This is a genomic window from Pseudomonas sp. URIL14HWK12:I5, assembly GCF_900176445.1.
Taxonomy (GTDB): domain Bacteria; phylum Pseudomonadota; class Gammaproteobacteria; order Pseudomonadales; family Pseudomonadaceae; genus Aquipseudomonas; species Aquipseudomonas monteilii.
In genome coordinates, this window is sequence record NZ_FWXQ01000011.1 from 25,891 (window position 1) to 51,742 (window position 25,852).

Consider the following 25,852-nt stretch of genomic DNA (forward strand, 5'->3'; position numbering starts at 1 on the left):
AAGACCATGCGTGTGCTGATCATCGAAGACGAAGAAAAAACCGCCGACTACCTGCATCGTGGCTTGAGCGAACAGGGCTTTACCGTGGACCTGGCACGGGACGGCATCGACGGCCTGCACCTGGCCCTGGAGGGCGATTACGCGGTGATCGTACTGGATGTGATGCTGCCCGGCCTGGACGGCTATGGCGTGCTGCGCGCCTTGCGCGCGCGCAAGCAGACGCCGGTGATCATGCTGACCGCCCGCGAACGGGTCGAAGACCGCATCCACGGCCTGCGTGAGGGGGCCGACGACTATCTGGGCAAGCCGTTCTCGTTCCTTGAACTGGTCGCCCGTCTTCAGGCCCTTACCCGCCGTAGCAGCAGCCACGAACCGCTCCAGGTGCAGGTGGCAGACCTGTGGATCGACCTGATGGCGCGCAAGGCCACCCGCGCCGGCCAGCGCCTGGACCTGACTGCCAAGGAGTTCTCGCTGCTGAGCGTACTGGCCAGGCGGCAGGGTGAAATCCTGTCGAAGACAGCAATTGCCGAGCTGGTCTGGGACATCAACTTCGACAGCGATGCCAACGTGGTTGAAGTGGCGATCAAGCGCCTGCGCGCCAAGCTGGACGGGCCTTTCGACAACAAGCTGCTGCACACCATCCGAGGCATGGGCTATGTCCTGGAAAACCGTGCGGGGTAATTCCATCGCCCTGCGCCTGTCGGCGCTGTTCATCCTGGTAGCGCTGGGCGTGTTCGTGTTGATCGGCTCGGCACTTTACCGCCAGGTCGACCACAGCCTGGACTTGCTGCCGCAAGCCGAACTGGACGCACGCTTCAGCGTGCTCGAATCCACCCTCAACCGCTTCGGTACGCCAGACCACTGGGCCAAGATCAACAACAAGCTCAACCTGCTCAGCGAAGAAGACAAACGCATCCGCTTCTGGGTGGTCAGCAGCAACCCGGCCTACGAGTACGGCCACCCCAGCGAGCTGGTACGGGCGTTCGCCGAAGGCCCGCAGGGTATGCGCGACCTGCGCCTGCCCGACCGCCCCTACCCTTACAAGGTGCTGGTCAGCGAACTGCCGGCGATGGGCGAGCGGCCACCGCTACGCTTTCTGATCGGCATCGACACCGAAACCTTCTGGCAGGCGCAGCACAGCCTGCTGGTGGCGATTGTCGGGTTGGCAGTGCTTGGCGTACTGCTGGCCTCAGTGCTGGGCTACTGGGTGGCGCGCATTGGCCTGCGCCCGTTGCTGGCGTTGTCCAACGAGGCCCAGGCCTTGGCCCCGCCACGCCTGGACGGGCGCTTGAAGACCCACGCGCTGGCCCCGGAACTGGCGCAGTTTGCCGGCGCCTTCAACGCTGCGCTCGACCGCGTGAGCCAGGCCTACTCGCGGCTGGAAGCCTTTAACGCTGACGTTGCCCATGAACTGCGCTCCCCGCTCACCAACCTGATAGGCCAGACCCAGGTAGCACTCACCCGAGGCCGCAGCGCCGAGCATTACTTCGAAGTGCTGCAATCCAACCTGGAAGAGCTGGAGCGCCTGCGCAGCATCATCAACGACATGCTGTTTCTGGCCAGTGCCGACCAGGGCAGCAAGGCCACTGCCCTGATTCAGGCCTCGCTGGCCGAGGAAGTGGCAACCACGCTCGACTACCTGGACTACATCCTCGAAGACGCGCAGGTCAGCGTGAACGTAAGCGGCGATGCCCACGCCCCCATCGAAAAAGCCCAACTGCGCCGGGCGTTGATCAACCTGCTGAACAACGCCGTGCAACATACGGCGCCACACCAGGTGATCCAGGTGCAGATCGATGCCGGGCCGGAGCAGGTCAGCATCGCTGTGAGCAACCCGGGGCCGGCGATTGACGATGAGCACCTGCCGTTGCTGTTCGAGCGCTTCTACCGGGTGGATGCGGCGCGCAGCAACAGCGGTGGGGGTAACCATGGGTTGGGGCTGGCCATCGTCAAGGCGATTGCGCTGATGCATGGGGGTGAGGTGTTCGTGCGCAGTGGTGCAGGTGCCAATACTTTCGGTATCCGCTTGCCAGCGCTGAGGCCTGCGCGCTCGGTGCAGGACCGTGTCTAAGACGGGGGTTTGCGGCGAAAGTCCTATTGCTTTTCCATGGATCGTTACCTTTTGCGCAACAGTGCTTATCGCACTCAGGTCTGTTTCCAGTGCATTGAAAGGACTAACTTTACCCCCGTCCTCATTAGCACTTGCCCCGCAAGAAGGTAGTTTCAAATGTCCAACAGTATGGGTATTGCCAGCGTCTTCGTCCTGTCTTCCCTGTTGTTGTCGCCCCTGGCCATGGCCGAAGAATCCAGCGCTTTCGTCACCCGTAATGCAGCGCTCGCCGCCGTCCACCAAGAGGCCCGCGACGCTGTAGCTGCAAACAAGTCTGACGCCGCCAAAGACGCAAAACAGACAGCTTCCAAAGTTTCTGTCGATGCCAATGCCGACAGCTGATCAAGCGCTGTTGCTGCTCCCGATTTCCCTTGGCTACGCCATGGGCACCACCGGTGCCGATATGTTAGCCTTTTAAAGCCGCTGCCGATCAGCGGCTTTTTTTATGTGCTTTAACGCTCAGCCCGGCTGTAACGTCTACTTATAAGAAAGACGCACATTCAAAAATAAAAACTGCCCCACCGTCACACCAAAGGAGCTAGTACCGGTGCCTTCCGCGTTTCGTTTCACCCCGCTGTTCATTGCGTTGACTGCAACGATCCCTTTCGCCGCCCAGGCAGATGAAGACAAGGCTGATGGCTTCATCGAAGGGTCGTCCTTCAACCTGCATTTCCGTAATGCCTACTTCAACCGCGACAACCACAACGCCGGCGTGCGCGACACCCGCGAGTGGGGCCAGGGCGCAGTCGCGCGCTTCGAGTCGGGCTACACCCCGGGTGTGATTGGCTTTGGCCTGGACGCCCATGCCATGCTGGGCCTTAAGCTCGACGGCGGTGGCGGCCATGCCGGCACCAGCATCCTGCCCGAGCACATCAAGGACGACGGCGAGCTGGGCGCTGCCCCGCACTCGTTCTCCACGGCTGGTGCTGCAATCAAGCTGAAAGCCTTCGACACCGAGCTGAAAGCCGGTGACCTGTTCCTCACCAACCCGGTGATCGCGGGCGGCGAAACCCGCATGCTGCCGCAGTCCTTCCGTGGCGTGAGCCTGACCAACACCACCATCGACGGCCTGCTGCTCGAAGGCGGCCAGGTGAGCTTCACCCACCCGTACAACCAGAGCGGTCACCGCCGTATCGACACCTACTACGGCGCGCTGAACGAACACGACAAGAGCAAGCACCTGAACTGGGCCGGCGCGTCGTGGAGCGGTACCCCGAACATCACCGCCAACCTGTACGCCGCCGAGCTGAAGGACATCTGGAACCAGTACTACGCTGACTTCGACTACACCTACGTAGTCAACGACCTGGTCAGCCTGAACCCGGGCGTGCACTTCTACCACACCCAGGACACCGGCCAGGCCCTGCTGGGCAAGATCGACAACAACACCTACAGCGTTCACTTCACCGTCAACGCCGGGTTCCACAGCGTCACCGCCGCCTACCAGCGGGTAAACGGCAACACGCCGTTTGACTACATCAACCTGGGCGACAGCGTGTACCTGGACAACTCGCGCATGTACTCGGACTTCAACGCGCCGAACGAGCGTTCGTGGAAGCTGCAGTACAACTATGACTTCGCCGGGCTCGGCGTGCCTGGCCTGACCACCTCGCTGTCGTACTCGCGCGGTGAAGCCGACCTGACCAAGGCGGTGCAGGACACCACGCACTACGACTACTACCGTGAAGATGGCAAGAACGCCATGCACTGGGAGCGCGACCTGGACGTGAAGTACGTGTTCCAGGAAGGTGACCTGAAAGACCTGTCGGTGCTGGTGCGCTATGCCACCCATCGTGGTAGCCAGGGTTATGCGTCGATCGACAGCAACAGCGACAACGATGAAGTGCGGGTGATCGTGGATTATCCGCTGAACGTGTTCTGATCGCCGTTTGTAAGCAATAAATCTAATCCTGTGGGAGCGGGTTCACCGAGGCGTCGAACCGCCGCGAACACCGACAAAGCCGGTGCCAAGCACCGCGGTGGATTCTTCGCGGGTAAACCTGCTCCCACATTTGTTTCGGGCCAGTATCGCCTGTGACAAACTACGCGACCACCTTTTTTGTTCGACGCAGTATCGAGCCATACGGTCGTATGGTAGTAAAAATAGTTTTCAACTGATACCTGTTCAAATTGAATTTCTATTTCAACCGCGCCTTGATTTGCAATACTCTCAATCCGCCTGCAAAACCATTAGGAGAGTAAGAAAAGCTATAAAGCGACTCAGCAATTCGGTGTACATCTGCCTCGCTACAGAGGGCATGATTTAGTAAATCTATTGAAATTTGCTTAAATGACTCATAGATTATTTTTTTCTGTTCGATTGTTGCCAACATCGGCTGCGAAACGTTAATGGCCTCTACGTGATAAAACTTTGAGATATCTTCTAGCAGAGATACGGGATTGTTGTAATTGAGGTTAAGTTCTCCAAGCTTGATTGTTAAGGCATTCGCCTCATAAAACTCAGGGAAGTAGGGATGGCAAAACTGACTTCTCAGACAAGGCTCTTCAAATATTGAGATTCCGCTTTCTGATAATGAATCACTGATAGATCTCAAGGCATCTAATCTATTATTTTCGCTCAACAAAGCCAAGAGAGCCAGGTGTGGAAGTACCTGGCGCGGGTCTGGCGGACAGATGAAAGGGCTTTAAGCGGGAGGTAGACTTACTCGGCGGAGATAATGCAAAGCTGGGATTATTAAAATTCCTGTTCAAAACTTCCTACTGGTAACGATTCCAGAAAAATTTAAACAGTCATTGACGCGAATGGCTTGAATTTCACTCAGGGAGGATATTGGGAAAAAATTGTATTCGGAATGTTCACTACTCAAGGTCATTTTTGAAATTTCACTTATACTGCAACGGAAGATAAAGGCCTGTGAGTTATAGTGCTTGTGATAATATACGCCTGTCAGTGTAGCAGCGGTGATTGGCTGGCCTAGTTCTTCAAGGCACTCCCTGACTAATGCTTCATGAATAGTTTCCCCAACTTCTAATGCTCCGCCGGGAAGCCCCCAAGAAAAGCTTTCGTAATTTGCCTTTAATAGAAGCACTTCATTGTTTTCGTTAAGTATCACAGCATGAGAACTCAAGCGAAATGTATCGTCAAATGCCATGTGTCAAACCTTAAGCAGCTTAATGATATGATCGTAAGTAGGTTAGTACCTATCGCAGTTTAGTCAAAAAAGAAAATGTTTTAAGTTGTGACGAACGCTGAAAGGTGCTCGGCACCACATGTTCCGCGCCTATGGAATAACCCAGTGGGACCGGGTTCACCCGCGAACACCGGCGAAGCCGGTGCCATGCACCGCGTGGCTCCCTTCGCGGGACAAGCCCGCTCCCACAGTGGACACTGTTCTCTGCGCGACAGCGCAGTCCGCAGGGCTGGGCAATCTCCCACAGGGTTCGGCGAGAAGCCGGAATACAGCTCTGCGTGATTCCGTCGGACAAATCTTGTTCGACAATCCGCGCTTCCCTAAAATGTCGCCGCCGCGAATGGCCCTGCCCACGCAGTAGCGAGCATGCCCACCCGATTACCGCGCTTCGCATTCCTCAGGTCGCACCCCGAGCTGACCCTCAATCTGGGCAGCTGCCTTGCCGTGCTCGCCATCGTCGCCATCGTCAGCTACTTGCTGGCGCGGGAACGCGATAGCGTCGAGCTGTCGGCCATTCGCTCGTCCAGCAACATCGTTCAGTTGATCGAAAGCGACATCCTGCGCAACGCCGAACTCTACGATCAGTCCCTGCGGGGCCTGATTTGGGCTGTCGGACGCAAGGAACTGCCGGAAATCCCCGGCCCGCTACGCCAGCGCCTGCTATTCAATGAAGCCTTCGTCGACCGCAAACGCGGTGATGTGTTGTGGCTGGACAAACAAGGCAACGTAGTGGGCGACTCCACCAGCAGCGTGCCGCGCAAGGCCAACTTCGGCGATACCGGGGTGTTCAAGGCGCATCAGAACAACGCCAACCTCGGTTTGCTGGTGGGCCCGCCGTTCAAGGCCAAACTGGGCGACCTGGACTGGTGTATCAGTTTCAGCCGGCGTATCTCTGGCCCCAATGGCGAATTCGCCGGCCTGGCGGCAGGGGCATTGCGCCTGTCGTACTTCAGCGAGCTGTTCCAGCGCCTGGACATCGGTGACGATAGCAGCATCAACCTGTTCAACACCGACGGGCAGTTGCTTGCCCGCCAGCCCTCGCGCACGCAGGACCCACTGATCGGCACCAACTATGCCGAGCGGCCCAACTTCAAGCGTATTCTCAGCGAACAGAGTGGCAACTTCACCGCACGCTCCGGGAGCGACGGCAACTCACGCATCTATACCTTTGCCCGTGTCGCGCAGTTGCCGCTGATCGTACTGGTGGTTCACTCCACAGACGAGGTGTTCCAGTCGTGGCGACGTACCGCGATTCTGGTCAGCGTCGCTACCGGCGTGCTCTGCGTGGGCATTCTCTGGCTGACCCTGCTGCTGGGCCGCGAACTGCGCCGCCGCCAGGAAGCCGAGCGAGGCCTGGCAACCCTGGCTGCCACCGACAGCCTAACGGGCCTGGCCAACCGGCGCCGCCTGGACCAGGTGCTGCGCCACGAATGGGCTCGCGCGCAACGCAACCGCAAACCGCTGGCCGTGCTGATGGTGGATGTGGACCATTTCAAGGCGTTCAACCAGCGCCATGGCCATGCAGGTGGCGACCATGCTCTGCGTGAGGTGGCCAAAGCCATCGAAGCGTGCATCCGCCGCCCGGCCGACCTGGCTGCGCGTTATGGTGGGGAGGAGTTTCAGGTGGTGCTGCCGGAAACCGACCTGGTCGGCGCCCGACTACTGGCCGAACGCATACGCGCCAGCGTCGAGGCGCTAGCGCCGTTTGCCGATGATGCCCACGCGGTAACGGTGAGCATCGGTATCGGCCTGTCCGGCATCCAGCACGACCTGGCCGGGGTGCTGGGTGCTGCGGACGAAGCGCTCTACCGGGCCAAGGCCATGGGCCGCAACCGGGTAGAGGGGCCTCGGGATTAAGAACGGGCGCGGGCCGCGTTGCGCAGGGCCTTGACCTGGTCATGGTTGCGCTGCACGCCTTGCAGCTGTTTTTCCACCAGGCTGTAGGTCATGTCGCTGGCGGTGCGGCCCAGTTTCACCAGTTTTTCGCGGGCTTCCTTGTAGGCTTTAAGCGCGTGGTCCTCGCCCCGCTCCACCTCGTTGAGCACCGCTTCTTCATCCTTGCCGGTGACCATCGACTTCAGGTTGACCCAGCCACGGTGCAGGTCGCCGCTGATGCTGGTGGAGGTTTCCGGGTCGCCGCCCAGACGGCGTACTTCGCTTTGCAGTTCGCCTGCAGCATTGGCGCACTCGCCAGCACGCTGAACGAAGAACGCTTTCAACTCTGGGTTCTTCACATCATCGGCCGAGGTCTTGAAGCCTTTCTCGCCATCCTTGCTGTACTCGATCAGGTCGTTGAGCACATCGATCACGTCTTTGTTGGGGTTGCTCATGGTACGAACTCCTTGGCAGGTGATAGTCATCTGTAAGGGAGCAGTGTTCGTGCCAAGCCTCAATCAAAAAATAAATCCAGCATTTTCAATAACTTATTCAATTCAGGATGATAGCTGACAAGGGCGTTCTGCATGATTGCCGCTTGGGCACTCGTGCAGATTGCAGTATGGTCGGCGCTTTTCCACAGCCAGGTGCATCGACGATGAAGCCGGAAACCCTCGAACTGCTGGTGACCCGGACCATGCCGTTTGGCAAGTATCAGGGACGGATCATTGCCGACCTGCCGGGAGACTACCTGGCGTGGTTTGCGCGCAAGGGCTTTCCGGCGGGGGAGCTGGGTGGGTTGCTGGCATTGATGCATGAGATCGACCACAACGGGTTGGGTGATCTGTTGGTGCCGTTGCGGCAGAAGCATCGGCGGTGACCTGCTCCGGCCTCTTCGCGGGCTTGGCCGCGAAGAGGCTAGTAATGCCTCCAGAATTCTCTAGCCTTTTACGGGTGCCACCGCCAACTCCACCCGCTCGCTCTTCTTGATCACCGCATACACCACCGCCGTCACCAGGCTACCCGCTACAATCGCCAGCAGGTAAAGCAGTGCATGGTTGATCGCATTGGGGATCAGCAACACGAACAAGCCGCCATGGGGCGCCATCAGCTTGCAGCCGAAGTACATCGACAGCGCCCCGGTCAATGCGCCACCCACGACACTGGCCGGAATCACCCGCAGCGGGTCTTTGGCTGCAAACGGGATCGCCCCTTCAGAGATGAAGCACAGCCCCAGCGCCAACGCCGCCTTGCCTGCCTCGCGCTCGCTCTGGGCGAATTTGCGCCGGGCCAGGAAAGTGGCGATGCCAAGGCCTATAGGCGGCACCATGCCGGCGGCCATGGTCGCCGCCATCGGTGCGTAGCTCGACGACGCCAGCAACCCCACCGAGAAGGCATAGGCGGCCTTGTTGATCGGCCCGCCAAGGTCGACGCACATCATGCCTCCCAGCAACAGCCCCAACAGGATGGCATTGGTGGTGCCCATGCTGTCGAGGAAGTGCGTAAGCCCTTCGAGCATGGCCGCCACCGGCTGGCCCACCACGTAGATCATCACCAGGCCGGTGAAGAGGCTGGCCAGCAGCGGAATGATCAGGATCGGCTTCAGCGCTTCCAGGCTGGTGGGCAGGCGCGCCCAGCGGGCAATGGCCTTGGCGCTGTAACCGGCAAGAAAGCCCGCGACGATGCCGCCGATGAAACCGGCCCCCAAGGTGCTGGCCAGCAGGCCACCGATCATGCCAGGCGCAAGCCCCGGGCGGTCGGCGATGGACCAGGCGATATAGCCCGCCAGCAGCGGTACCATCAGCTTGAACGCGGCCTCGCCGCCGATCTGCATCAACGCCGCCGGCAGGGTGCCTGGTTCTTTGTACGCCTCGATGCCGAACACGAACGACAGGGCAATCAGCAGCCCACCGGCCACCACCATGGGCAGCATGAACGACACCCCGGTCAGCAGGTGCTTGTACACACCGGTCTTCTCACCCTTTGTCGTACTGGCAGCCGCTGCGGCATCGGCGCTGCTTTCCACTTTGGCTTCGGCCAGAGCCCTGTCCAGCGTGGCGCGGGCTTGCTTGAGGGCGATGCCAGTGCCACAACGGTGGATACGTTTGCCGGCAAACCGTGCAGTGGGCACTTCGATGTCAGCGGCCAGCAGCACCACATCCGCCTCTGCGATGGCCTCGGCAGACAAGGGATTGCGCGCCCCGACCGAACCCTGGGTTTCGACCGTGAGTTGGTAGCCCATCTGTTGTGCCGCTTGCTGCAAGGCTTCTGCGGCCATGAATGTGTGCGCGACGCCGGTCGGGCAAGCAGTGACCGCAACGATTCGCGTGACAGCGCTGCCAACAGCGACTGGGGCGTCTGATGCCGCCACCAACGGCTGGGCGTTGGCTGCTGCCTCATCGAGGAAGCCTTCACGGTCGGCCAGCGCCTGGGAGGGTGTGCTCTGGTACACGCGCTTGCCGACAAAGCGGGCCAGGTCCACTGCGCCAGTGCTGACTACCAGCACCCAGTCGGCCTCGGCGATCTGCTGCGCACTCAGTTGCCGCTCCGGGTGCCCGGCTTCCTGCACTTCGACGCTGGTACTCCAGCCACGCCGCTGGGCAGCGGCGGACAACAAACGTGCGCTCAGCACACTCGACACCTGGCCGTTGGGGCAGGCGGTGACAATGGCAATGTTCATCGGCAACCCTCTTGTTGTTCTGTCAGTTGCACGGCCGCTTCCAGACGCGCCAGTTGCTCGCGGTCACGGATGCCGAAGCCAACCTGGGTGACGGCCTGGGCGGCAATCGCGGTGGCACGGGTCAACGTCTGCGCAGGCAGCTCGCCCTGCAGCAGGCCATGGACCATGCCGGCTACCAGCGAATCCCCCGCCCCCACCGTGCTGGCGACCCGCACCTTGGGTGGGCTTGCGTGTACGGCCAGATCGCGGGCGAACCAGCTGACCCCTTGCTCACCTGCAGACACCACCACATGTTCGACGCCGCTGGCCAGCAGGTGCTCGGCGGCTGCACGTTGCTGCGCCGGGTTATCCACAGCCAGGCCGAGTACCTCGCCCAACTCTTCGGTATTGGGCTTGACCAGCCAAGGCGCGCTTTGCAGGCCCGCACGCAAGGCTTCGCCGCTGCTGTCCAAGGCTACCCTGAGGCCTTGGGCCTTCAGTTGGTCAAGCAACTGGCGGAACCACTCGGCACTGATGCCACGCGGCAGGCTACCGGCCACCACCACCGCATCATGGCCTGGGGCGACCTGTTCCAGGCGGCGCAGCAACGCGCTACCCGCCGCCTCATCGACCTCCGGGCCCTGGCCGTTGATATCGGTGACGCGGCCATCGGCCTCGACCAGCTTGATGTTGCTGCGGGTTTCGCCCGGCACGCGAACAAAGCAGTCGGCAAAGCCTCGCCACTGGATCAGCGCTTCGAACGGCTGCAGGTTGTCCTGCCCGAGAAAGCCGCCGACGGTCACGCTGTGCCCCAGGTCGGCCAATACCTGGGCAACGTTCAGCCCTTTACCCGCGGCGTGGCTCTGTTGTACCTGGCTGCGGTTGACTTGTCCCGGGCGCAGGGTGTCCAGGCCGATGGTGATATCCAGCGCCGGGTTCAGGGTGAGGGTGAGGATCTTGGCCATTCAGGAACGCTCCACCAGCGCGCGAACCGCCGCAGCGCTGTCTTGTTGCAGGGCCTCGCGCGCCAGGGCGCGGGCCGTCTGGTGATCGGCCTGGCGAACCAGGGCCTTGACTTCGGCGATGCTGCGCGCAGACACGCTGAGCTCGTCAACGTCCAGCCCCAGCAGCACAGGCACCGCCTGCGGGTCGGCCGCCAGCTCGCCGCACACGCCTACCCACTTGCCATGGGCATGGGCGGCGCGCACGGTCATGTCGATCAGGCTGAGCACGGCCGGGTGCAGGCCATCGGCCTGGGCCGAAAGGCTTGGGTGGCCACGGTCGATGGCCAGGGTGTACTGGGTCAGGTCGTTGGTGCCGATGCTGAAGAAGTCCACTTCACGCGCCAGTTGCGGCGCCAACAAGGCCGCCGAGGGCACTTCGACCATGATGCCCAGTTGCAAGTCGGCCACCGGGGTTTCTGTACGCAAGCGCTCGACCATGGCCCGCGCCTCGCGCCACTCGTGTACCTGGCCAACCATCGGGAACATGATACGCAGCGGGCGATTGTCGGCAGCCTGCAGCAAGGCACGCAGCTGGTCTTCCATGATGTGCGGGCGCTGCAGCGTCAGGCGCACGCCGCGCACGCCAAGGAAAGGGTTTTCTTCAGCGGCGATCGGCCAGTACGGCAGCGGCTTGTCACCGCCGACATCGAGGGTGCGCACCACCAGCGGGCGCCCGTCCAGGCCATCGAGCACGCGGCGGTACTCGGCTTCCTGGGTCGCCACGTCCGGGGCCTGGGGGTGTGCCATGAAAATCAGTTCGGTGCGTAGCAGGCCGACGCCTTCGGCGCCCTGCTCCACCACCTTGGCGATGCCGTTGCTGTCCCCGATGTTGGCGAACACCTCGACAGCGTGGCCATCGCGGGTCACGGCGGGTTCGAGGCGATTGGCCCAGGCGGCCTGCAGGCGTTGCTCGCGGGCATCACGCTCGGCCAGGGCGCGTTGCAATTCTTCTTCCGGCGGTGCCACGTTGACCACGCCGCGCTGGCCATCGAGCAACAGCGGCGTGCCGGGCTCAAGCAAAAGGACCGCTGCCCCCGCGCCCACCACTGCAGGAATGCCCAGCGCACGGGCGACGATGGCACTGTGGGCAGTGGCGCCTCCTTGAGCGGTGACGATGCCGGCGACCCGGCTTGGGTCCAGCCGCGCCACATCGGACGGGCCGACTTCGGTCATCACCAGTACGTAAGGCTGCGCCGGCTCAACCTGGGCCTGCACACCGCACAATTGCGCCAGCACGCGGCGGCCGATGTCGCGCAGGTCGGCGGCGCGTTCGGCCAGCAAGGCATCGTGCAACGCCTCTTGCTGACGGGCTGCGGCTTCGATTACCGCCATCCAGGCTGCCGCAGCACTTTCGCCTTGGGCAAGGCGTTGTTCGACATCGTCGGTCAGGGCCGGGTCGGCGAGCATTTCCTGATGGGTGACGAAGATCTCGCCAATGGCTTTGTCGCTGCGCTTGACCAAAGCCTGCAGATCGCTGTCCACCGCCGCTATGGCCTGACGCAGCTTTTGCCGCTCCAGGGCACTGGATTCGCCACGTAGCGGATAATCGAACTCACGCTCGACACACACATGCGCCGGGCCGCTGGCAATGCCGGGGGCAGCGCCCACGCCCTGGATACGGCTACCGGCCACGGGGGCTTGCAGCACGTCGGCCGCAACGCTGGCAACGGGTGTTGCACGTTGCGCCAGCGGCTCTACCTCTTCACCCAAGCCCTGTTCGATGGCCGCCAGCAACACCGGCAAGGCATCGGCGGCGATGCCCGGTTCGGCCACCAACTCCAGCGTCTGGCCACGGCGGGCGCCAAGGCTGAGCAGCTTGCTCAGGCTCTTCACCGACACCGCCGGCTGCGCACTGTCGACCACGCGCACGCGGAGCTCGCCCTCGAAGCCTTTGGCCAGTTGCGCCAGCACCTTGGCCGGGCGCGCATGCAAGCCATGCGGGTTGGCCAGCACGATGCGCGCACTGGGCCAATCTGCTGGCGCCTCGCCCCCCAGCATTTCCAGTACCGCACGGCTGCTGGTGGCCTGGTAGAGCATCTGCCCACGCCCTTCGATCAGCACTTCGCACAGGCGCTCAAGCAAGGCCTGGTGGGCCGCGCCGAGGCTGGCCAGGCAGAACAGGCCGTTGAGCGGCTGGTCACGGTAACGCAGTGGCTGCTGCGGGGTGATGAAAGCGAGGCCCGGTTGGCGCACCTGACGCTCGCTGTGCAGCCACCACAGGCCCTCGCCCAATGGCAGCGGCTCGGCCTGTTGCAGCACGGCGGCAAAACCGCTGTCGACACAGTCGGCACGCTGCAGCAGGCGGGCACCCCGCCAGGCCAGCTCGTCGAAATCCTCAGCGGGAACGTTCAGGCCGACCAACTGCGCATCCAGCGCCAGTTCCTGAGGTGCACCTTGCAGCAACTTGAGCAGCGCTTCGGCAGAGCTGGCCCGGCGTAGCGCTTCGGCCAGGTCGGTCTCACCCAGGGCACGGGTGAGCAGTTGCAGCAGGCGCAGGTGTTCATCGGAGCGTGCAGCAATGCCAATGGCCAGGTAGACCATTTGCCCATCACCCCAGTCTACGCCCTCGGGAAACTGCAACAGGCGCACGCCGGTGGCATGCACCAGATCGCGGGTTTGTGGCGTGCCATGAGGGATGGCGATGCCCTGCCCAAGGAACGTTGAGCCTTGGGCCTCGCGGGCCTGCAGCCCTTGCAGGTAACCCTCGGCGACCAGGCCGTCAGCGACCAGCCGGTCCGCCAGCAGGCACAACGCCTCGGCCTTGTCGGCGGCCGTCTGACCCATGGCTATCTGCTCCTTGGCGAGCTCGAGCATGACCTTCTCCTTTTACAGTTCCCGGTCGGGTACTGGAGTATTGTTGTGAAATTCACATGAAGGGCCAGTTCAACAGCCTTGCACAGATGGCAGCCGAGGCAGAAAATTCGGCGGCTGAAACGTTTAATCTGACCAGACGGCCACGTTACTCGATAATCTGCCCGGTAAAAAGCCCCATCCTGTCGGACAATTGCGACAATGGTCGTCTGCGCGTGATGCCTGCGCTGGGTCAAAATGCCCGGTCCGGCCTTACAGCCAGCCCCGGAAATAACAAGGAAAATTCGGTGAAACTCAGCGATATCGCCCGCCTGGCCGGTGTGTCCGTGACCACAGCCAGCTATGTCATCAACGGCAAGGCTGAACAGCAGCGCATCAGCAACACCACCGTCGAGCGCGTGCGTGCAGTGGTCGAAGCCCATGGCTTTACCCCAAACCCTCAGGCCGCTGGCCTGCGCAGCCGGCACACCCGCACCCTGGGCTTCATTCTCCCGGATCTGGAGAACCCCAGCTACGCCCGCATTGCCAAGCAACTGGAGCAAGGCGCCCGCGCCCGTGGCTACCAGTTGCTGATCGCCAGCAGCGACGACCAGCCCGACAGCGAGCGCCAGCTGCAGCAATTGTTCCGTGCCCGCCGCTGCGACGCGCTGTTCGTCGCCAGCTGCCTGCCACCGGAAGACGACAGCTACCGTGACTTGCAGGACAAAGGCCTGCCGGTGATCGCCATCGACCGCCGCCTGGACCCTGCGCACTTCTGCTCGGTGATCAGCGACGATCGCGATGCCAGCCGCCAACTGGCCGCCAGCCTGCTCACTGCCGCCCCGCGCAGCATTGCCCTGATCGGCGCCCGCCCTGAGCTGTCTGTCAGCCAGGCGCGTGCCGGCGGCTTCGACGAAGCGCTGCAAGGCTATGCCGGTGAAGTGCGCCGCTATCAGGGGGAAGCGTTCAGCCGCGAGTGCGGCCAGCGCCTGATGCAGCAGTTGATCGACGACCTGGGCGGCCTGCCGGATGCCTTGGTGACCACCTCGTACGTACTGCTGCAAGGGGTGTTCGATACCCTGCAGGCGCGCCCTGCCGATTCGCGCCAGCTGCAGCTGGGCACCTTTGGCGACAACCAGTTGCTCGACTTCCTGCCGCTGCCGGTCAATGCCATGGCCCAGCAGCATGGCCTGATTGCCGCCACCGCGCTGGAGCTGGCGCTGGCCGCCATCGAGGAAAAGCGCTACGAGCCGGGTGTGCATGCCGTTGGTCGAACCTTCAAGCAGCGCATCACTGCGGCCTGACCATGCGCCTGATCGACACCCACACCCACCTGGACTTCCCCGACTTCGACGCCGACCGCCCGCGCCTGCTGGCCAATGCGGCGGCGCGTGGGGTAGAACGTGTGGTGGTGCTGGGGGTGTACCAAGCGAATTTCCAGCGGGTGTGGGACCTGGCCTGCACCGATCAGCGCCTGTTCGCAGCACTCGGCCTGCACCCGGTCTACCTCGACCAGCACCGCCCGGAGCACCTCGTTCAGTTGCGCGAATGGCTGGAACGCCTGCACGGCGATACGCGGCTGTGCGCCGTGGGTGAATTTGGCCTGGACTACTACCTTGAAGACCTGGACAAAACCCGCCAGCAGGACCTGTTTGAAGCGCAACTGCAGATGGCCTGCGACTTCGAACTGCCTGCGCTGTTGCATGTACGCCGCAGCCATGCGCGGGTGGTTGCCACGCTCAAGCGCTACAAACCGGTGCGGGCGGGGGTGATCCATGCGTTTGCCGGCAGCTACGAAGAGGCGCGCGAGTACATCAAGCTGGGCTTCAAGCTCGGGCTTGGCGGTGCCGCGACGTGGCCACAGGCACTGCGGCTACGCAAGACCCTGGCGCGGCTGCCGCTGGAGAGTGTGGTGCTGGAGACTGATGCGCCAGATATGGCACCGGTGATGTACCCGGGGGTGCGGAACAGCCCGGAGCATTTGCCGGAGATTGCCGGGGCGTTGGCCGAGGTAATGGGGATTGATATCGGGGAGCTGGCTGAGGCTAGCAGCCGCAATGCTTGCGAGTTGTTTGGCTGGTAGATGTTTTGCTGCCTGTCATGGCCTCTTCGCGGGCACGCCCGCGAAGAGGCCAGCCAATTCAGTTCAGACCAGCACTGTCCACAGCGCAAACCCGGCATACCACAACACCGCACAACGCAGCAGCAGCTCCCAAAGGCTGTCCAGCCGCCCCAACCCGCGCTGGCTGTCTTCTTCCTCGGGAATATCGTCGGCAATGCGCCCGACACGGGCCACCAGGTGCGCGGCACTGATGTGCCAGTTGAGTAACTCGTGCAACATCACCCGGGTGACCGAGAGGAAGTTGCCCACCAGGGCAAAGCTCAACGCCAGTACCCGAACCGGCAGCCAGTCCATGATATGCCGCAGCTGTTCGGCCCGCGCCTTCAGCGCAGGCTGCTTGCTGTGCTCGCCGCACAGCGCCAGCAGGCGATAAGCCATCGCCGCTCCAGGCCCCAGCACGAAATACCAGAAGATCACCGCGAAAAAGCCCTGGTACACCTGCCACAGCAGGTTGCCCTGCACCCTTACCAACAAGCTGTGCGGCTCGTCGGCCGCCAGGCCCAGGTCACGCTCTGCAACATGCAGCGCCGCCTGGTCATCACCGCGCCGCCAGGCATCGCGCAACGGCCCAAGCGAGGCCTTGGCATCACCACGGCCCAGGCTATAGACCAGCACCAACAGGTGCACCGGCAAGGCCAACAGCCCATAGGCCACCGGCTCCAGCACATGCAGCAGCAATACCAGCAGCGCTACAGGTGCCAGCACCAGGATGGCCAGCGTCCACCATGGGTGAACCTTGCCGCTGCGTTCCAGCCGCACCAACTCGCCAAGGAAAAACCCGTCACGCTGCACTTGGTGACGAAGGGCCGAAAATTTCTCGACCCACAACGCCAGCAGCAACACCAGAAAACTCATGCCTTGTCCTCTTTGTGCAACAACGCTTCGCGGTAACGCGGCCAATCGAAGGACGGGCCGGGGTCGGTCTTGCGTTGCGGAGCAATGTCACTGTGCCCCTGAATGCGACCCAGGTCGATGGCCGGCCAGGCGCTAAGAATGTGCCGGGTAAGCCGTTCCAGCACGGCGTACTGGGCATCGGTGTAGGCCAGGTCGTCAGTGCCTTCCAGTTCGATACCGATGGAGAAATCGTTGCAGCCTTCACGCCCGTCAAAACACGAAACGCCAGCGTGCCAGGCGCGATCGAGCAAGGATACGAACTGGGTCACCGCCCCGTCACGCTCGACGAACAGGTGCGCTGACACGGTCAGGTGCTTGATGCTGTCGAAGTAAGGATGCTCATCAGGGTCCAGGCGATTCTGGAAAAACTGCTGGACCTTGCCGGTGCCGAAACAAGCTGGCGGCAGGCTGATGTTGTGGATCACCAGCAGGGAAATCGATTCGCCTTCAGGGCGGGCATTGAAGTTCGGCGAGGGGCAGTGGGTGATTCCGGTTCCGTGAAACCAGCCAGTGGCACGGTCCAATTGCATGGGGCAGATCCTGAAAACGCCGTGAACAGGTCAACAGTATGCCCTGCGCTCAACACCGTTTGCATGTGAATGATTGTAATGTTGCCGCCTACTGCACCCAAGGTTGCCGCAACCCATCGAGCACCGCCTCCAACGCCCGCTCGAACAACAAACCGTCATCCAGCATCCGTACGTCCCCTCGGTGCAGTGCCTGGGCCAGGGCGGTGCTGTTCCACTCGCGCACTTTCATGCCGGTACGGTTGGCGAATACCAGCCTGTCGTGACTACCGACGTGCGCCACCAGTTTGCAACGCAGCGGTTCGCCGTCATCCATGACTTCAACCCAGCTTCCGATGCGCAAGCGCTGCACGTGCTGCAGCGTTGCTGCCTGCCCATCGGCAAATTGCAGCGGTGCACAGGCCGGTTCTTCGGGCATCGCCAGTACGATGTCCTCGTCCACCAGCACTTCGGCAAAGGGCTTGTCATGGCCAGCCGGTAGCTCAGTGCCCGCACAGGCATGCAAGTGCAATTGCTCCAGTTGCAGGAAGAACTCTCGGGTTGCTGCCGAATCCAGCGCCACGCTGGCCAGGCCATCGCGCAGCGCCTTGAGCAGGCCCGGAACCTGCTGCAAAAGGGCTTGCGGCTCATGCCCCGGGGTGATGCTGGCCAGTAGCGCATCCACGGTCTGCAGGGCATCGCGCCAGCCCTGGGAGGCTTCACCCTGCTTCAGCCATGCCAACTGCAGTACCTGGCTCCAGGCTTGCACCAGCATCTGCACCACCACCAGGGGCAATACCCGACCGCGCAGGCGCTGGTTGAGCACCTGCTGCACCTGGTGCCGCGCCTGCAAGGCACGGGCACGCCCCTCTTCGGCATCGCGGGTGCGCTGTTCAAGCAGCTCGTTGCGCCGTCGTTCCTCCTGATTGGATGCGAGAAACTCGTCGAGAAGCTCGACAAACAGGCCAGTATCTTCGGCAAAATCATTGAGCAGGCGCTGGACCGTGCATTCTACCCGCAGGTGAAGGCTGTCACGCAGGCCTTCGCTGCCGCACGCCCAGCCAATGGCCGCGCCCGCGATCTCGTTGATCAGCCGGCGCCCCGGGTGGCTGGCCCGACTGAACAGCCCCTTGTCCAGCAATGCTACCTTGAGCAAGGGAATATGCAGGCGCGCAAGCAGTGCGCGCAGGCTGGCGGGCAGGTTGTCATCACGCTGGATGAAGGCGAACACCAGGCCGATCAGGTTGATCACGTCCTCATCGTCCACGGCGATGCGCCGGCGCGTGCCGCTGCGCACACTGACCCGCAACAGTAGTTGCTCAAGCTGCTGGCCGAGCTCGAAATCATCGGCCTCGTGAGTTGCGGGTACATAGTGTTGCAAATGCGACAGCAGGCGTATCAGGTCGGCCGTGCTGATCGGCTGGGCAGCAGCCACCGCCTGCAATCGCGGTGCGAACTGCCCGCGCAGCGGGGCCAGCAAGGTTTGCAATGAGGCGAAATACGCTTGCCCTGCCGCGTCTGCCCCAACGTCCTGGCCTTGGCTCAACGGCCCTCGTCGTGTGCGCAAGCGCCTGTCTTCGGCGCGCCGGCGCGGTGCCGGCTGCAACTCCGGAAGGACACCGGCTGCGGCCAATAGCTGGTTGGCGTCGGCATAGAGGATGTCGGCATCACGCAGTACATAGCGTTCGAACAGCTTGAGCAGCACCAGCTTGACCCGTAAACCAACCCCCAGGTTGCGCCCGGCGTCCAGGAAGTATCCGCACAAAGCGGCCGGGCCCAACGGGTTGTGCTGCTCATGCAGGGGGCGATCGAGCAGCGCCTGCAAGCGAAGACCCAGTTGCTGCAGGGCAATACCATCGCGTGACAGCACCCGCCCAACCATGCCTTCCATGGCCGCAGCCCGCTCCCGTTGGGCCTTGCTCCGCAAGCTACCCGGTTCGGCCAGGTGCGCCAGCGGGTCGGGCTGGCCGATGCGCGCGAAAGTGTCATGAAAGGTATCAAGAAAGCCGCGCTCGATGCTTTTGCGCTTGAGCCTCAGATCACGCATGGCTTCGAAGTACAGATGCTGATCATAACGGTCGAAGGCCTTGTCAGCCATTTCGAAGAGCGTGTCATCGGCGTTGTCGAACAAGTCCTGCAAGCCTTGGCGCAACTGCAAGGCGGCCTTGTCCCGCACCTGCAGCAACAATACCGGAAGGCAAGGAAGAGGCGTGCGCCCCCCTCGGTCGATGGCAGCCGCCAAGGGCACCACCTTGCCTTCTTTCTGCATCCTGGACTCCTTGCAGGGTGTTTTGCCCGACAGGGGCTAATGATCGTCAAAGCTATGACGCCAAATACTGGGCGCCATTATCGGTAAAAAATCGCATCGCTGCCAGCACCGTTTCGTCGACCGGTTAATGCCCCGAATGGGCTTGAATGGCTCACAATGCCCGACCAACGGACATCGCCAAGGCGGCTGTACACACCGGCCCCCTGCCCTATAATCGCGGGCATCTAGCTAGTGGAGCCGAACATGCCGAACCTACGCCTCGCCGACCTGACCGCTGAAATCGAAGCCAATGTGCGCCGTGCACTGTTGGAAGACATCGGCAGTGGCGATATCACTGCGCAGTTGATCCCGGCCGAGCGCCTCGCCAAGGCGACCATCATCACCCGCGAAGACTGCGTGATCGCCGGCACCGCCTGGGTCGACGCCGTGTTTCGTCAGCTCGACCCACGCGTGGCGGTGCACTGGCAGGTGGCGGACGGTGAGCGGGCGACTGCCAACCAGCCGCTATTCCACCTCGAAGGCCCGGCCCGTTCGCTGCTGAGCGGTGAGCGCAGTGCGCTGAACTTCCTGCAGATGCTGTCGGGGGTAGCCACCCGTGCGCGCTTCCTGGCCGACCTGGTAGAAGGCACCCAGGTGCGCCTGCTGGACACCCGTAAAACACTGCCGGGCCTGCGCCTGGCGCAGAAGTACGCGGTAACCTGTGGCGGCTGCGACAACCACCGCATCGGCCTGTACGACGCGTTCCTGATCAAGGAAAACCACATCGCTGCCAGCGGCGGCGTGGCCGAAGCCGTGGCCGCGGCACACCGTATTGCGCCAGGCAAGCCGGTTGAGATCGAAGTGGAAAGCCTGGATGAACTGCGCGAGGCGCTGGCCGCTGGCGCGGACATCATCATGCTTGATGAGCTGAACCTTGATGAAATGCGCGAAGCAGTGCGCATCAACGCGGGCAAGGCCAAGCTGGAGGCCAGCGGTGGGGTCAACGAAACGACCCTGCGTGTGATTGCCGAAACCGGCGTGGACTACATCTCGATTGGTGCCATGACCAAGGATGTGAAGGCGGTTGATCTGTCGATGCGCTTGAGCCTGTAAGCGGCTTGCGGGCAATAAAAAACCGGCTTTTCAGCCGGTTTTTTCAGGGGTGTTATCCAATCAGAACGAGGCGTTGGCCAGGCCGTCCAGATAACGCTCTACGTCCAGAGCAGCCATGCAGCCGGCACCCGCCGAGGTGATTGCCTGGCGGTAAACGTGGTCAGCCACGTCACCTGCAGCGAACACACCTTCAACGTTGGTGGCGGTAGCGTTGCCCTCACGGCCGCCGTTGACCACCAGGTAGCCGTCTTTCAGGGTCAGCTGGCCTTCGAACAGCGAGGTGTTCGGGGTATGGCCAATGGCGATGAACACGCCGTCGACCTTGATTTCGTCGCTGCTGCCGTCGTTGTTCTTCAGGCGCGCACCGGTCACGCCCATGTTGTCACCCAGCACTTCGTCCAGGGTGGCGTTGAGCTTGAGCTCGATCTTGCCTTCAGCCACACGAGCGTTCAGCTTGTCGACCAGGATCTTCTCGGCGCGGAATGTTTCGCGACGGTGTACCAGGGTCACCTTGCTGGCGATGTTGGCCAGGTACAGCGCCTCTTCCACGGCAGTGTTGCCACCGCCAACCACGGCGACCGGCTTGTTGCGGTAGAAGAAACCGTCGCAGGTGGCGCAGGCCGAAACGCCCTTGCCCATGAAGGTTTCTTCCGACGGCAGGCCCAGGTAACGGGCGCTGGCACCGGTGGCGATGATCAGTGCGTCGCAGGTGTACTTGCCGCTGTCACCCTGCAGGGTGAACGGCTTGTTGGCCAGGTCGACGGCATTGATGTGGTCGAAGACGATTTCGGTTTCAAAACGCTCGGCGTGCTCTTGCATGCGCTGCATCAGGGCCGGGCCGGTCAGGCCGTGGGGGTCGCCCGGCCAGTTGTCGACTTCGGTGGTGGTGGTCAGCTGGCCACCGGCCTGCATGCCGGTGATCAGCAGCGGCTTGAGGTTGGCGCGGGCAGCATAGACTGCGGCGCTGTAACCGGCAGGGCCGGAACCGAGAATGATGACGCGCGAATGACGTACTTCAGACATGTCGAACTCCTGTCGAGCGGGCCGCACGGGCCGGCATCGGTGTACCGGCTGCGCCAGCTGGAAATTTAAAACGGACCCACGCAGCACTTGGGGAAGGCTACAACGCGCAGGCCCGAAAAGCGGAAAGTTGAGCGCACTGTAGCGAGGTCGCAAAGATTAAGGAAATATCCTTAGACAATCCACCTCATAGGCATCGTCTATGCCGCGATTTCATCGATAAACACACCCCCGGCGCTTTTGTTACATCCCGTTTCCCGCCCGCAACCCACCTTTCGTCGGCGCGGCAAACTCGGTAAGGTCAGCGCGTTTTCCTTCTCTGCGGAGTACCTCGATGCAAGCCCCTGTCCTCTCTGGCCCCCAATACCTGCGCGAAGGCCTGAAACTGGTGCTGAGCCCCAACCTGCGGTTGTTCGTGCTGCTGCCGTTGGCGGTCAACCTGCTGCTGTTCGGTGGCCTGATCTACTTCGCCGGCCACCAGTTCGGCCTGTGGCTGGACGCGCTCATGCCAACGCTGCCGGACTGGCTGAGCTTCCTCAGCTACATCCTCTGGCCGCTGTTCGTGGCCTTGCTGCTGCTGATGGTGTTCTTCACCTTCACCCTGGTGGCCAATATCATTGCCGCGCCGTTCAACGGCTTTTTGGCGGAAAAGGTCGAGGTGGTGGTGCGCGGCCAGGATAACTTCCCCGCGTTCAGCTGGGGTGAGCTGGTGGCCATGGTGCCACGCACTTTCAGCCGCGAAATGCGCAAGCTGGGCTACTTCCTGCCACGGGCTATTGGCCTGTTCATCCTGTCGTTCATTCCGGTGGTGAACGTGGTGGCCGCACCACTGTGGCTAATGTTCGGGGTATGGATGATGGCCATCCAGTACATCGACTACCCGGCGGACAACAACAAGATGAGCTGGCAGGACATGCTCGCCTGGCTGCGCAGCAAGCGCTGGCAGAGCCTGGGCTTTGGCGGGATTACCTACCTGGCGTTGATGATTCCGGGGGTGAACGTGCTGATGATGCCGGCCGCGGTGGCCGGGGCTACGTTGTTCTGGGTGCGGGAGCGCAACTGACCCCCGCCCCCATCAGATCAATCCTTGCCTGGCCGGGGCTTCACTGCCCCAACCGGCTGGAAAACTGCCCCACCACATCCACCACCCGTTTCGCCCCGTCCTGAATCTCGACAATCACGCTGCCCGTCTCGTCAGCCAGTGCCAGCCCCTGCTCGGCCTGGCGCTTGCTGGTGTCGATGATCGCCACCGCCGCCTGCGCCAGTTGCTCGTTCTGCTTCACCACCCGGGCGATTTCCTCGGTGGCGGTGCTGGTGCGCGAGGCCAGTTGACGCACTTCGTCGGCAACCACGGCAAAACCCCGCCCCTGTTCGCCGGCACGGGCCGCCTCGATAGCGGCATTGAGCGCCAGCAGGTTGGTCTGCCCGGCGATGTCGCTGATGGTCTTGATGATGGAGCCGATTACCCGCGACTGGGTATCCAGCGCCTGAATGCCCTCGGCGGCCTCCTGCATCGAGGCCTCCAGGCCGCGCATCACGCTGACGGTCTGGGTAACCACATCGGTGGCCTTCTGGGCGCTGACATCGGTACCCAGCGAGGTGTTGTAGGCAACATCTGCTGCCTCGGCCACCGCCTGTTCCTGGTTGACCTGGTCGGTAATCACCGTGGCGAACTTGACCACTTTGTACAGCACGTCATGGGCGTCGAAGATCGGGTTGTACGAGGCCTCCAGCCAGATCACCCGCCCGTGGGCGTCGATGCGCTTGAAGCGCTCGGCAACGTATTCGCCACGGCGCAGCTTGTCCCAGAACGCCTGATAGCCGGCCGAATTGGCCTCTTCCGGCTCGCAGAACATGCGGTGGTGCTTGCCGCGAATCTGTTCCAGGCGATAGCCGACGGTGGCCAGGAAACGGTCATTGGCAGTGAGGATGGTGCCGTCCAGGTCAAACTCGATAACGGCGGTCGAGCGCATCAACGCCTTGATCAGGCTTTCATACTCGCGCGAGGTCTCAATGGTGCGGGTGAGGTCGCTGGAATGCAGGGTGAAGTACTTGATACGCCCTTCGCTGTTCTTCACCGGCTGCAGGATCGAGCGCAGCCAGGCTTCCTGGCCATTGCCGCGCAGCAGGCGGAAGGCACCGTTCAGGTGCTCGCCACGGGTGATCGCGCTTTTCATGCGCTGGTAGAAATCCAGCGACTTCACATGCGCGGGGACGATGTCCTCGATGTTGCGTCCAAGCAATTGTTCGGCACGGTAGAGCATCTCGCTCTCGAAGTTGCCGTTGACCATCTCGATCCGTCCCTGGGGGTCGAGTTGAAGTACCAGCATCTCGTTGTCGAGGCTACTCTTGACCTGTTCCACGGACATCAGGTCTTCGCGCAGTTGCCGGATTTCTTGCTTGAGCTTGCTGTTGAACATCACCGCACTCCTGGAGCGCATCACCTAGTCGAATGCATCTTCATCGGCTGCCGGTTGCACCTTCTTGAGCAACGCGCAACGAAATATTCATAAAGGCAAAAGCGTCAGCAGTCAGGCGTCATTTGCCTGTCATATTGCAGTCACATTGGCGCAACCCAGTAGGCGGAAACTTTTTGTCATGAATACACCCGCCCTGCGCATTACCCTGGTCAGCGAAACCTTCCCACCCGAGATCAACGGCGTGGCCAACACCCTTGGCCGCCTTGGCGAAGGGCTGCGTCAGCGTGGCCATGAGATCGAGGTTGTACGCCCGCGCCAGGCCGGCGAAGCGCCTGTGCACAACGACCAGCACCTGATGCTTTGCCGTGGCTGGGCTCTGCCTGGCTACCCCGGTTTGCAGTGGGGCGAGGTGTCGATGCACAAGCTGTTACGTCGCTGGCGGCGGCAGCGCCCGGACGTGCTGTACATCGCCACCGAAGGGCCGCTGGGGCTCAGCGCACTGCGCGCGGCCAGGCGCCTGGGGATCGCGGTCGTCAGCGGCTTCCACACCAATTTCCCGCAGTACTCGGGCCAGTACGGCCTGGGTTTGCTGGCGCGCCTGCTCACCCACTACCTGCGCTGGTTCCATCGGCGCACGGCGATCACCCTGGTGCCCAGTGTCAGCCAGCGCCTGGAGCTTGAACGCCGTGGGTTCGAGCGCCTGGAACTGCTCGCACGGGGTGTCGATGCCTGCCTGTTCAACCCGTCGCGGCGCAGCCAGGCGTTACGCGAAAGCTGGGGGCTCGCCCCGGACGATCTCGCCGTGCTGCATGTCGGTCGGCTCGCTGTGGAAAAGAACCTTGGCTTGCTGCGGCCTTGCCTTGAGGCATTGCGGAAGACTTATCCACAGAAACGCCTGCGTCTGATCATGGTGGGTGACGGCCCGCAGCGCGCCGCCCTCCAACAGCAGATGCCGGATGCTGTGTTCTGTGGTGCCCAGCGCGGCGAGGTACTGGCCGAGCACTATGCCAGCGGTGACCTGTTCCTGTTCCCTAGCCTGACCGAAACGTTTGGCAATGTGGTGCTCGAAGCCATGGCCTCGGGGTTGGCGGTGGTTGCCTATGACGAGGCGGCGGCTGCGCAGCATATTCGCCATGGCCACAGCGGAGCACTGGCCATGCCGGGGGACCAGGCAGCGTTTGTGGATGCGACTTGCTGGCTGCTGGAGGAGGAGGAAACGTTGCGCCGGGTACGCCTGAATGCGCGACAGCATGCAAGCCGTCAGGGGTGGCCGGCGATTGTCGAGCAGTTTGAGGGGTATCTCTATGGTGCTTGCCAGCAAACCGGTACTGCGACTGGGCGTTCTGCTCAATATGTGCAGCGCCTGTGAGATCGAGCGCCGCGCGGGCGGCGCTCGGCCTCACAGGCGCCGAAGATATCGCGGCAGACCGCCTTCAAACCAACGCCTTCTCGATAGCCTGCACCACCGCCGGATCATCCGGCGCTGTACGCGGTGAAAAGCGCGCCAGCACCCGCCCATCCTTGCCCACCAGAAACTTCTCGAAATTCCAGGTGATGTCGCCCGGGAACTCGGCTCCTTCGCCCGCCAGCAGGCGGTATAGCGAATGGCGCTGCGGCCCGTTGACCTCCAGCTTGCCCCCCAGCGGGAAGCTCACCCCATAGTTGAGGCTGCAGAAATCCTGGATTTCCTTTTCGCTGCCTGGCTCCTGCCCGGCAAACTGGTTGCACGGCAGGCCAAGCACGTTGAAGCCCTTGTCCTTGTAAACCTGGTAGAGGTTTTCCAGGGCCTTGTATTGCGGCGTGAGCCCACACTTGGAAGCGACGTTGACCACCAGCACCACTTGGCCCTTGAACGGGGCCAGGGGCAGCTCTCCGCCGTTCAGTGCGTCCAGTTTCAGGTCGTGAAATGCACTCATGATGACATCCCCTCTCAGGTTCC

General features: G+C 62.3%; 23 protein-coding genes and 1 pseudogene. 11 read left to right on the forward strand and 13 right to left on the reverse strand.

Annotated elements, in window-relative coordinates; translation table 11 throughout:
- Window positions 1-6 precede the first annotated feature (6 nt).
- The 4 genes from B9A31_RS22790 to B9A31_RS22805 all read left to right on the forward strand — a co-directional run bounded on the left by B9A31_RS22790 (window position 7) and on the right by B9A31_RS22805 (window position 3,992).
- Entirely contained in the window at window positions 7-681 is a 675-nt protein-coding gene (locus B9A31_RS22790; protein ID WP_012270545.1) for a heavy metal response regulator transcription factor, read from the forward strand.
- Window positions 656-2,071, forward strand: a complete 1,416-nt coding sequence (locus B9A31_RS22795; protein ID WP_025754803.1) for a heavy metal sensor histidine kinase — start codon at window positions 656-658, stop codon at window positions 2,069-2,071. The genes B9A31_RS22790 and B9A31_RS22795 overlap by 26 nt, the downstream gene beginning before the upstream one ends.
- A gap of 156 nt (window positions 2,072-2,227) precedes the next feature.
- Window positions 2,228-2,452 (forward strand): hypothetical protein, encoded by a 225-nt coding sequence (locus B9A31_RS22800; RefSeq protein WP_019099753.1) that lies wholly within the window; start codon window positions 2,228-2,230, stop codon window positions 2,450-2,452.
- Between the two features lie 205 nt (window positions 2,453-2,657).
- Complete coding sequence (locus B9A31_RS22805; protein WP_084297395.1) at window positions 2,658-3,992, forward strand: OprD family porin; 1,335 nt, start codon at window positions 2,658-2,660, stop codon at window positions 3,990-3,992.
- 256 nt (window positions 3,993-4,248) lie between these two features.
- Here B9A31_RS22805 and B9A31_RS27120 read toward each other — a convergent pair whose 3' ends face one another.
- Together B9A31_RS27120 and B9A31_RS22810 are read right to left on the reverse strand one after the other, a co-directional pair.
- Window positions 4,249-4,701, reverse strand: coding sequence for a hypothetical protein (locus B9A31_RS27120; RefSeq protein ID WP_143512085.1), 453 nt, complete (start codon window positions 4,699-4,701; stop codon window positions 4,249-4,251).
- 117 nt (window positions 4,702-4,818) lie between these two features.
- Window positions 4,819-5,223, reverse strand: coding sequence for an NUDIX hydrolase (locus B9A31_RS22810; RefSeq protein WP_084297396.1), 405 nt, complete (start codon window positions 5,221-5,223; stop codon window positions 4,819-4,821).
- 405 nt (window positions 5,224-5,628) lie between these two features.
- Here B9A31_RS22810 and B9A31_RS22815 point away from each other — a divergent pair, with 405 nt between their 5' ends.
- Window positions 5,629-7,119: a sensor domain-containing diguanylate cyclase gene (locus B9A31_RS22815; RefSeq protein ID WP_084297397.1), complete on the forward strand. Its 1,491-nt coding sequence runs from the start codon at window positions 5,629-5,631 to the stop codon at window positions 7,117-7,119.
- Here the strand turns inward: B9A31_RS22815 and B9A31_RS22820 are convergent.
- The gene (locus B9A31_RS22820; protein ID WP_019099750.1) at window positions 7,116-7,592 is read right to left on the reverse strand and encodes a ferritin-like domain-containing protein; all 477 of its coding nucleotides are present in this window, start codon (window positions 7,590-7,592) and stop codon (window positions 7,116-7,118) included. The two genes, B9A31_RS22815 and B9A31_RS22820, sit on opposite strands and share 4 nt — an antisense overlap.
- A 203-nt stretch (window positions 7,593-7,795) precedes the next feature.
- On the opposite strand from B9A31_RS22820, the gene B9A31_RS22825 reads away from it, so the two are divergent.
- Entirely contained in the window at window positions 7,796-8,017 is a 222-nt protein-coding gene (locus B9A31_RS22825) for a DUF3820 family protein (protein ID WP_016713256.1), read from the forward strand.
- Window positions 8,018-8,077: 60 nt separating this feature from the next.
- On the opposite strand, the gene B9A31_RS22830 is transcribed toward B9A31_RS22825, so the two are convergent.
- The 3 genes from B9A31_RS22830 to ptsP are packed head-to-tail and all read right to left on the reverse strand — an operon-like array spanning window position 8,078 to window position 13,614.
- On the reverse strand, window positions 8,078-9,817 hold the full coding sequence (locus B9A31_RS22830) for a PTS fructose-like transporter subunit IIB (RefSeq protein WP_025754806.1): 1,740 nt from the start codon (window positions 9,815-9,817) through the stop codon (window positions 8,078-8,080).
- Window positions 9,814-10,761: a 1-phosphofructokinase gene (pfkB, locus tag B9A31_RS22835; RefSeq protein WP_025754807.1), complete on the reverse strand. Its 948-nt coding sequence runs from the start codon at window positions 10,759-10,761 to the stop codon at window positions 9,814-9,816. Before pfkB ends, B9A31_RS22830 begins: the two co-directional genes overlap by 4 nt.
- Window positions 10,762-13,614, reverse strand: a complete 2,853-nt coding sequence (ptsP, locus tag B9A31_RS22840) for a phosphoenolpyruvate--protein phosphotransferase (RefSeq protein WP_019099747.1) — start codon at window positions 13,612-13,614, stop codon at window positions 10,762-10,764.
- Window positions 13,615-13,898: 284 nt separating this feature from the next.
- Between ptsP and cra the strand changes: the two genes are divergently transcribed.
- Window positions 13,899-14,894 (forward strand): catabolite repressor/activator, encoded by a 996-nt coding sequence (gene cra, locus B9A31_RS22845; RefSeq protein ID WP_025754809.1) that lies wholly within the window; start codon window positions 13,899-13,901, stop codon window positions 14,892-14,894.
- Between the two features lie 2 nt (window positions 14,895-14,896).
- Window positions 14,897-15,673 carry a TatD family hydrolase gene (locus B9A31_RS22850; protein WP_084297398.1) on the forward strand — a complete coding sequence of 259 codons (777 nt, stop codon included), beginning with the start codon at window positions 14,897-14,899 and terminating at the stop codon, window positions 15,671-15,673.
- A gap of 63 nt (window positions 15,674-15,736) precedes the next feature.
- Here the strand turns inward: B9A31_RS22850 and ampE are convergent, their stop codons facing one another.
- The 3 genes from ampE to B9A31_RS22865 form a co-directional block, all read right to left on the reverse strand.
- Window positions 15,737-16,567 (reverse strand): regulatory signaling modulator protein AmpE, encoded by an 831-nt coding sequence (gene ampE, locus B9A31_RS22855; RefSeq protein ID WP_084297399.1) that lies wholly within the window; start codon window positions 16,565-16,567, stop codon window positions 15,737-15,739.
- A complete protein-coding gene (ampD, locus tag B9A31_RS22860; RefSeq protein ID WP_019099743.1) occupies window positions 16,564-17,136 on the reverse strand; it encodes a 1,6-anhydro-N-acetylmuramyl-L-alanine amidase AmpD in 573 nt (190 codons plus the stop codon). Before ampD ends, ampE begins: the two co-directional genes overlap by 4 nt.
- An 88-nt stretch (window positions 17,137-17,224) precedes the next feature.
- Entirely contained in the window at window positions 17,225-19,381 is a 2,157-nt protein-coding gene (locus tag B9A31_RS22865; RefSeq protein ID WP_084297400.1) for a DUF1631 domain-containing protein, read from the reverse strand.
- Between the two features lie 243 nt (window positions 19,382-19,624).
- Between B9A31_RS22865 and nadC the strand changes: the two genes are divergently transcribed.
- On the forward strand, window positions 19,625-20,473 hold the full coding sequence (nadC, locus tag B9A31_RS22870; RefSeq protein ID WP_027615751.1) for a carboxylating nicotinate-nucleotide diphosphorylase: 849 nt from the start codon (window positions 19,625-19,627) through the stop codon (window positions 20,471-20,473).
- Window positions 20,474-20,533: 60 nt separating this feature from the next.
- Here nadC and trxB read toward each other — a convergent pair whose 3' ends face one another.
- Window positions 20,534-21,496 carry a thioredoxin-disulfide reductase gene (gene trxB / locus B9A31_RS22875; RefSeq protein WP_003247318.1) on the reverse strand — a complete coding sequence of 321 codons (963 nt, stop codon included), beginning with the start codon at window positions 21,494-21,496 and terminating at the stop codon, window positions 20,534-20,536.
- 331 nt (window positions 21,497-21,827) lie between these two features.
- Between trxB and cysZ the strand changes: the two genes are divergently transcribed.
- Window positions 21,828-22,556, forward strand: coding sequence for a sulfate transporter CysZ (gene cysZ, locus B9A31_RS22880; protein ID WP_016713267.1), 729 nt, complete (start codon window positions 21,828-21,830; stop codon window positions 22,554-22,556).
- A 40-nt stretch (window positions 22,557-22,596) separates the two neighbouring features.
- Here the strand turns inward: cysZ and B9A31_RS27845 are convergent, their stop codons facing one another.
- Window positions 22,597-23,028, reverse strand: a complete 432-nt coding sequence (locus B9A31_RS27845) for a methyl-accepting chemotaxis protein (protein WP_371105378.1) — start codon at window positions 23,026-23,028, stop codon at window positions 22,597-22,599.
- Window positions 23,029-23,184: 156 nt separating this feature from the next.
- A pseudogene (locus B9A31_RS27850) lies at window positions 23,185-23,934 on the reverse strand (PAS domain-containing protein); the annotation flags it as partial.
- A 157-nt stretch (window positions 23,935-24,091) separates the two neighbouring features.
- Here B9A31_RS27850 and B9A31_RS22890 point away from each other — a divergent pair.
- Complete coding sequence (locus B9A31_RS22890; protein WP_084297401.1) at window positions 24,092-25,282, forward strand: glycosyltransferase family 4 protein; 1,191 nt, start codon at window positions 24,092-24,094, stop codon at window positions 25,280-25,282.
- A 64-nt stretch (window positions 25,283-25,346) separates the two neighbouring features.
- Here B9A31_RS22890 and B9A31_RS22895 read toward each other — a convergent pair whose 3' ends face one another.
- Window positions 25,347-25,829: a glutathione peroxidase gene (locus B9A31_RS22895; protein ID WP_016713270.1), complete on the reverse strand. Its 483-nt coding sequence runs from the start codon at window positions 25,827-25,829 to the stop codon at window positions 25,347-25,349.
- Window positions 25,830-25,852 lie beyond the last annotated feature (23 nt).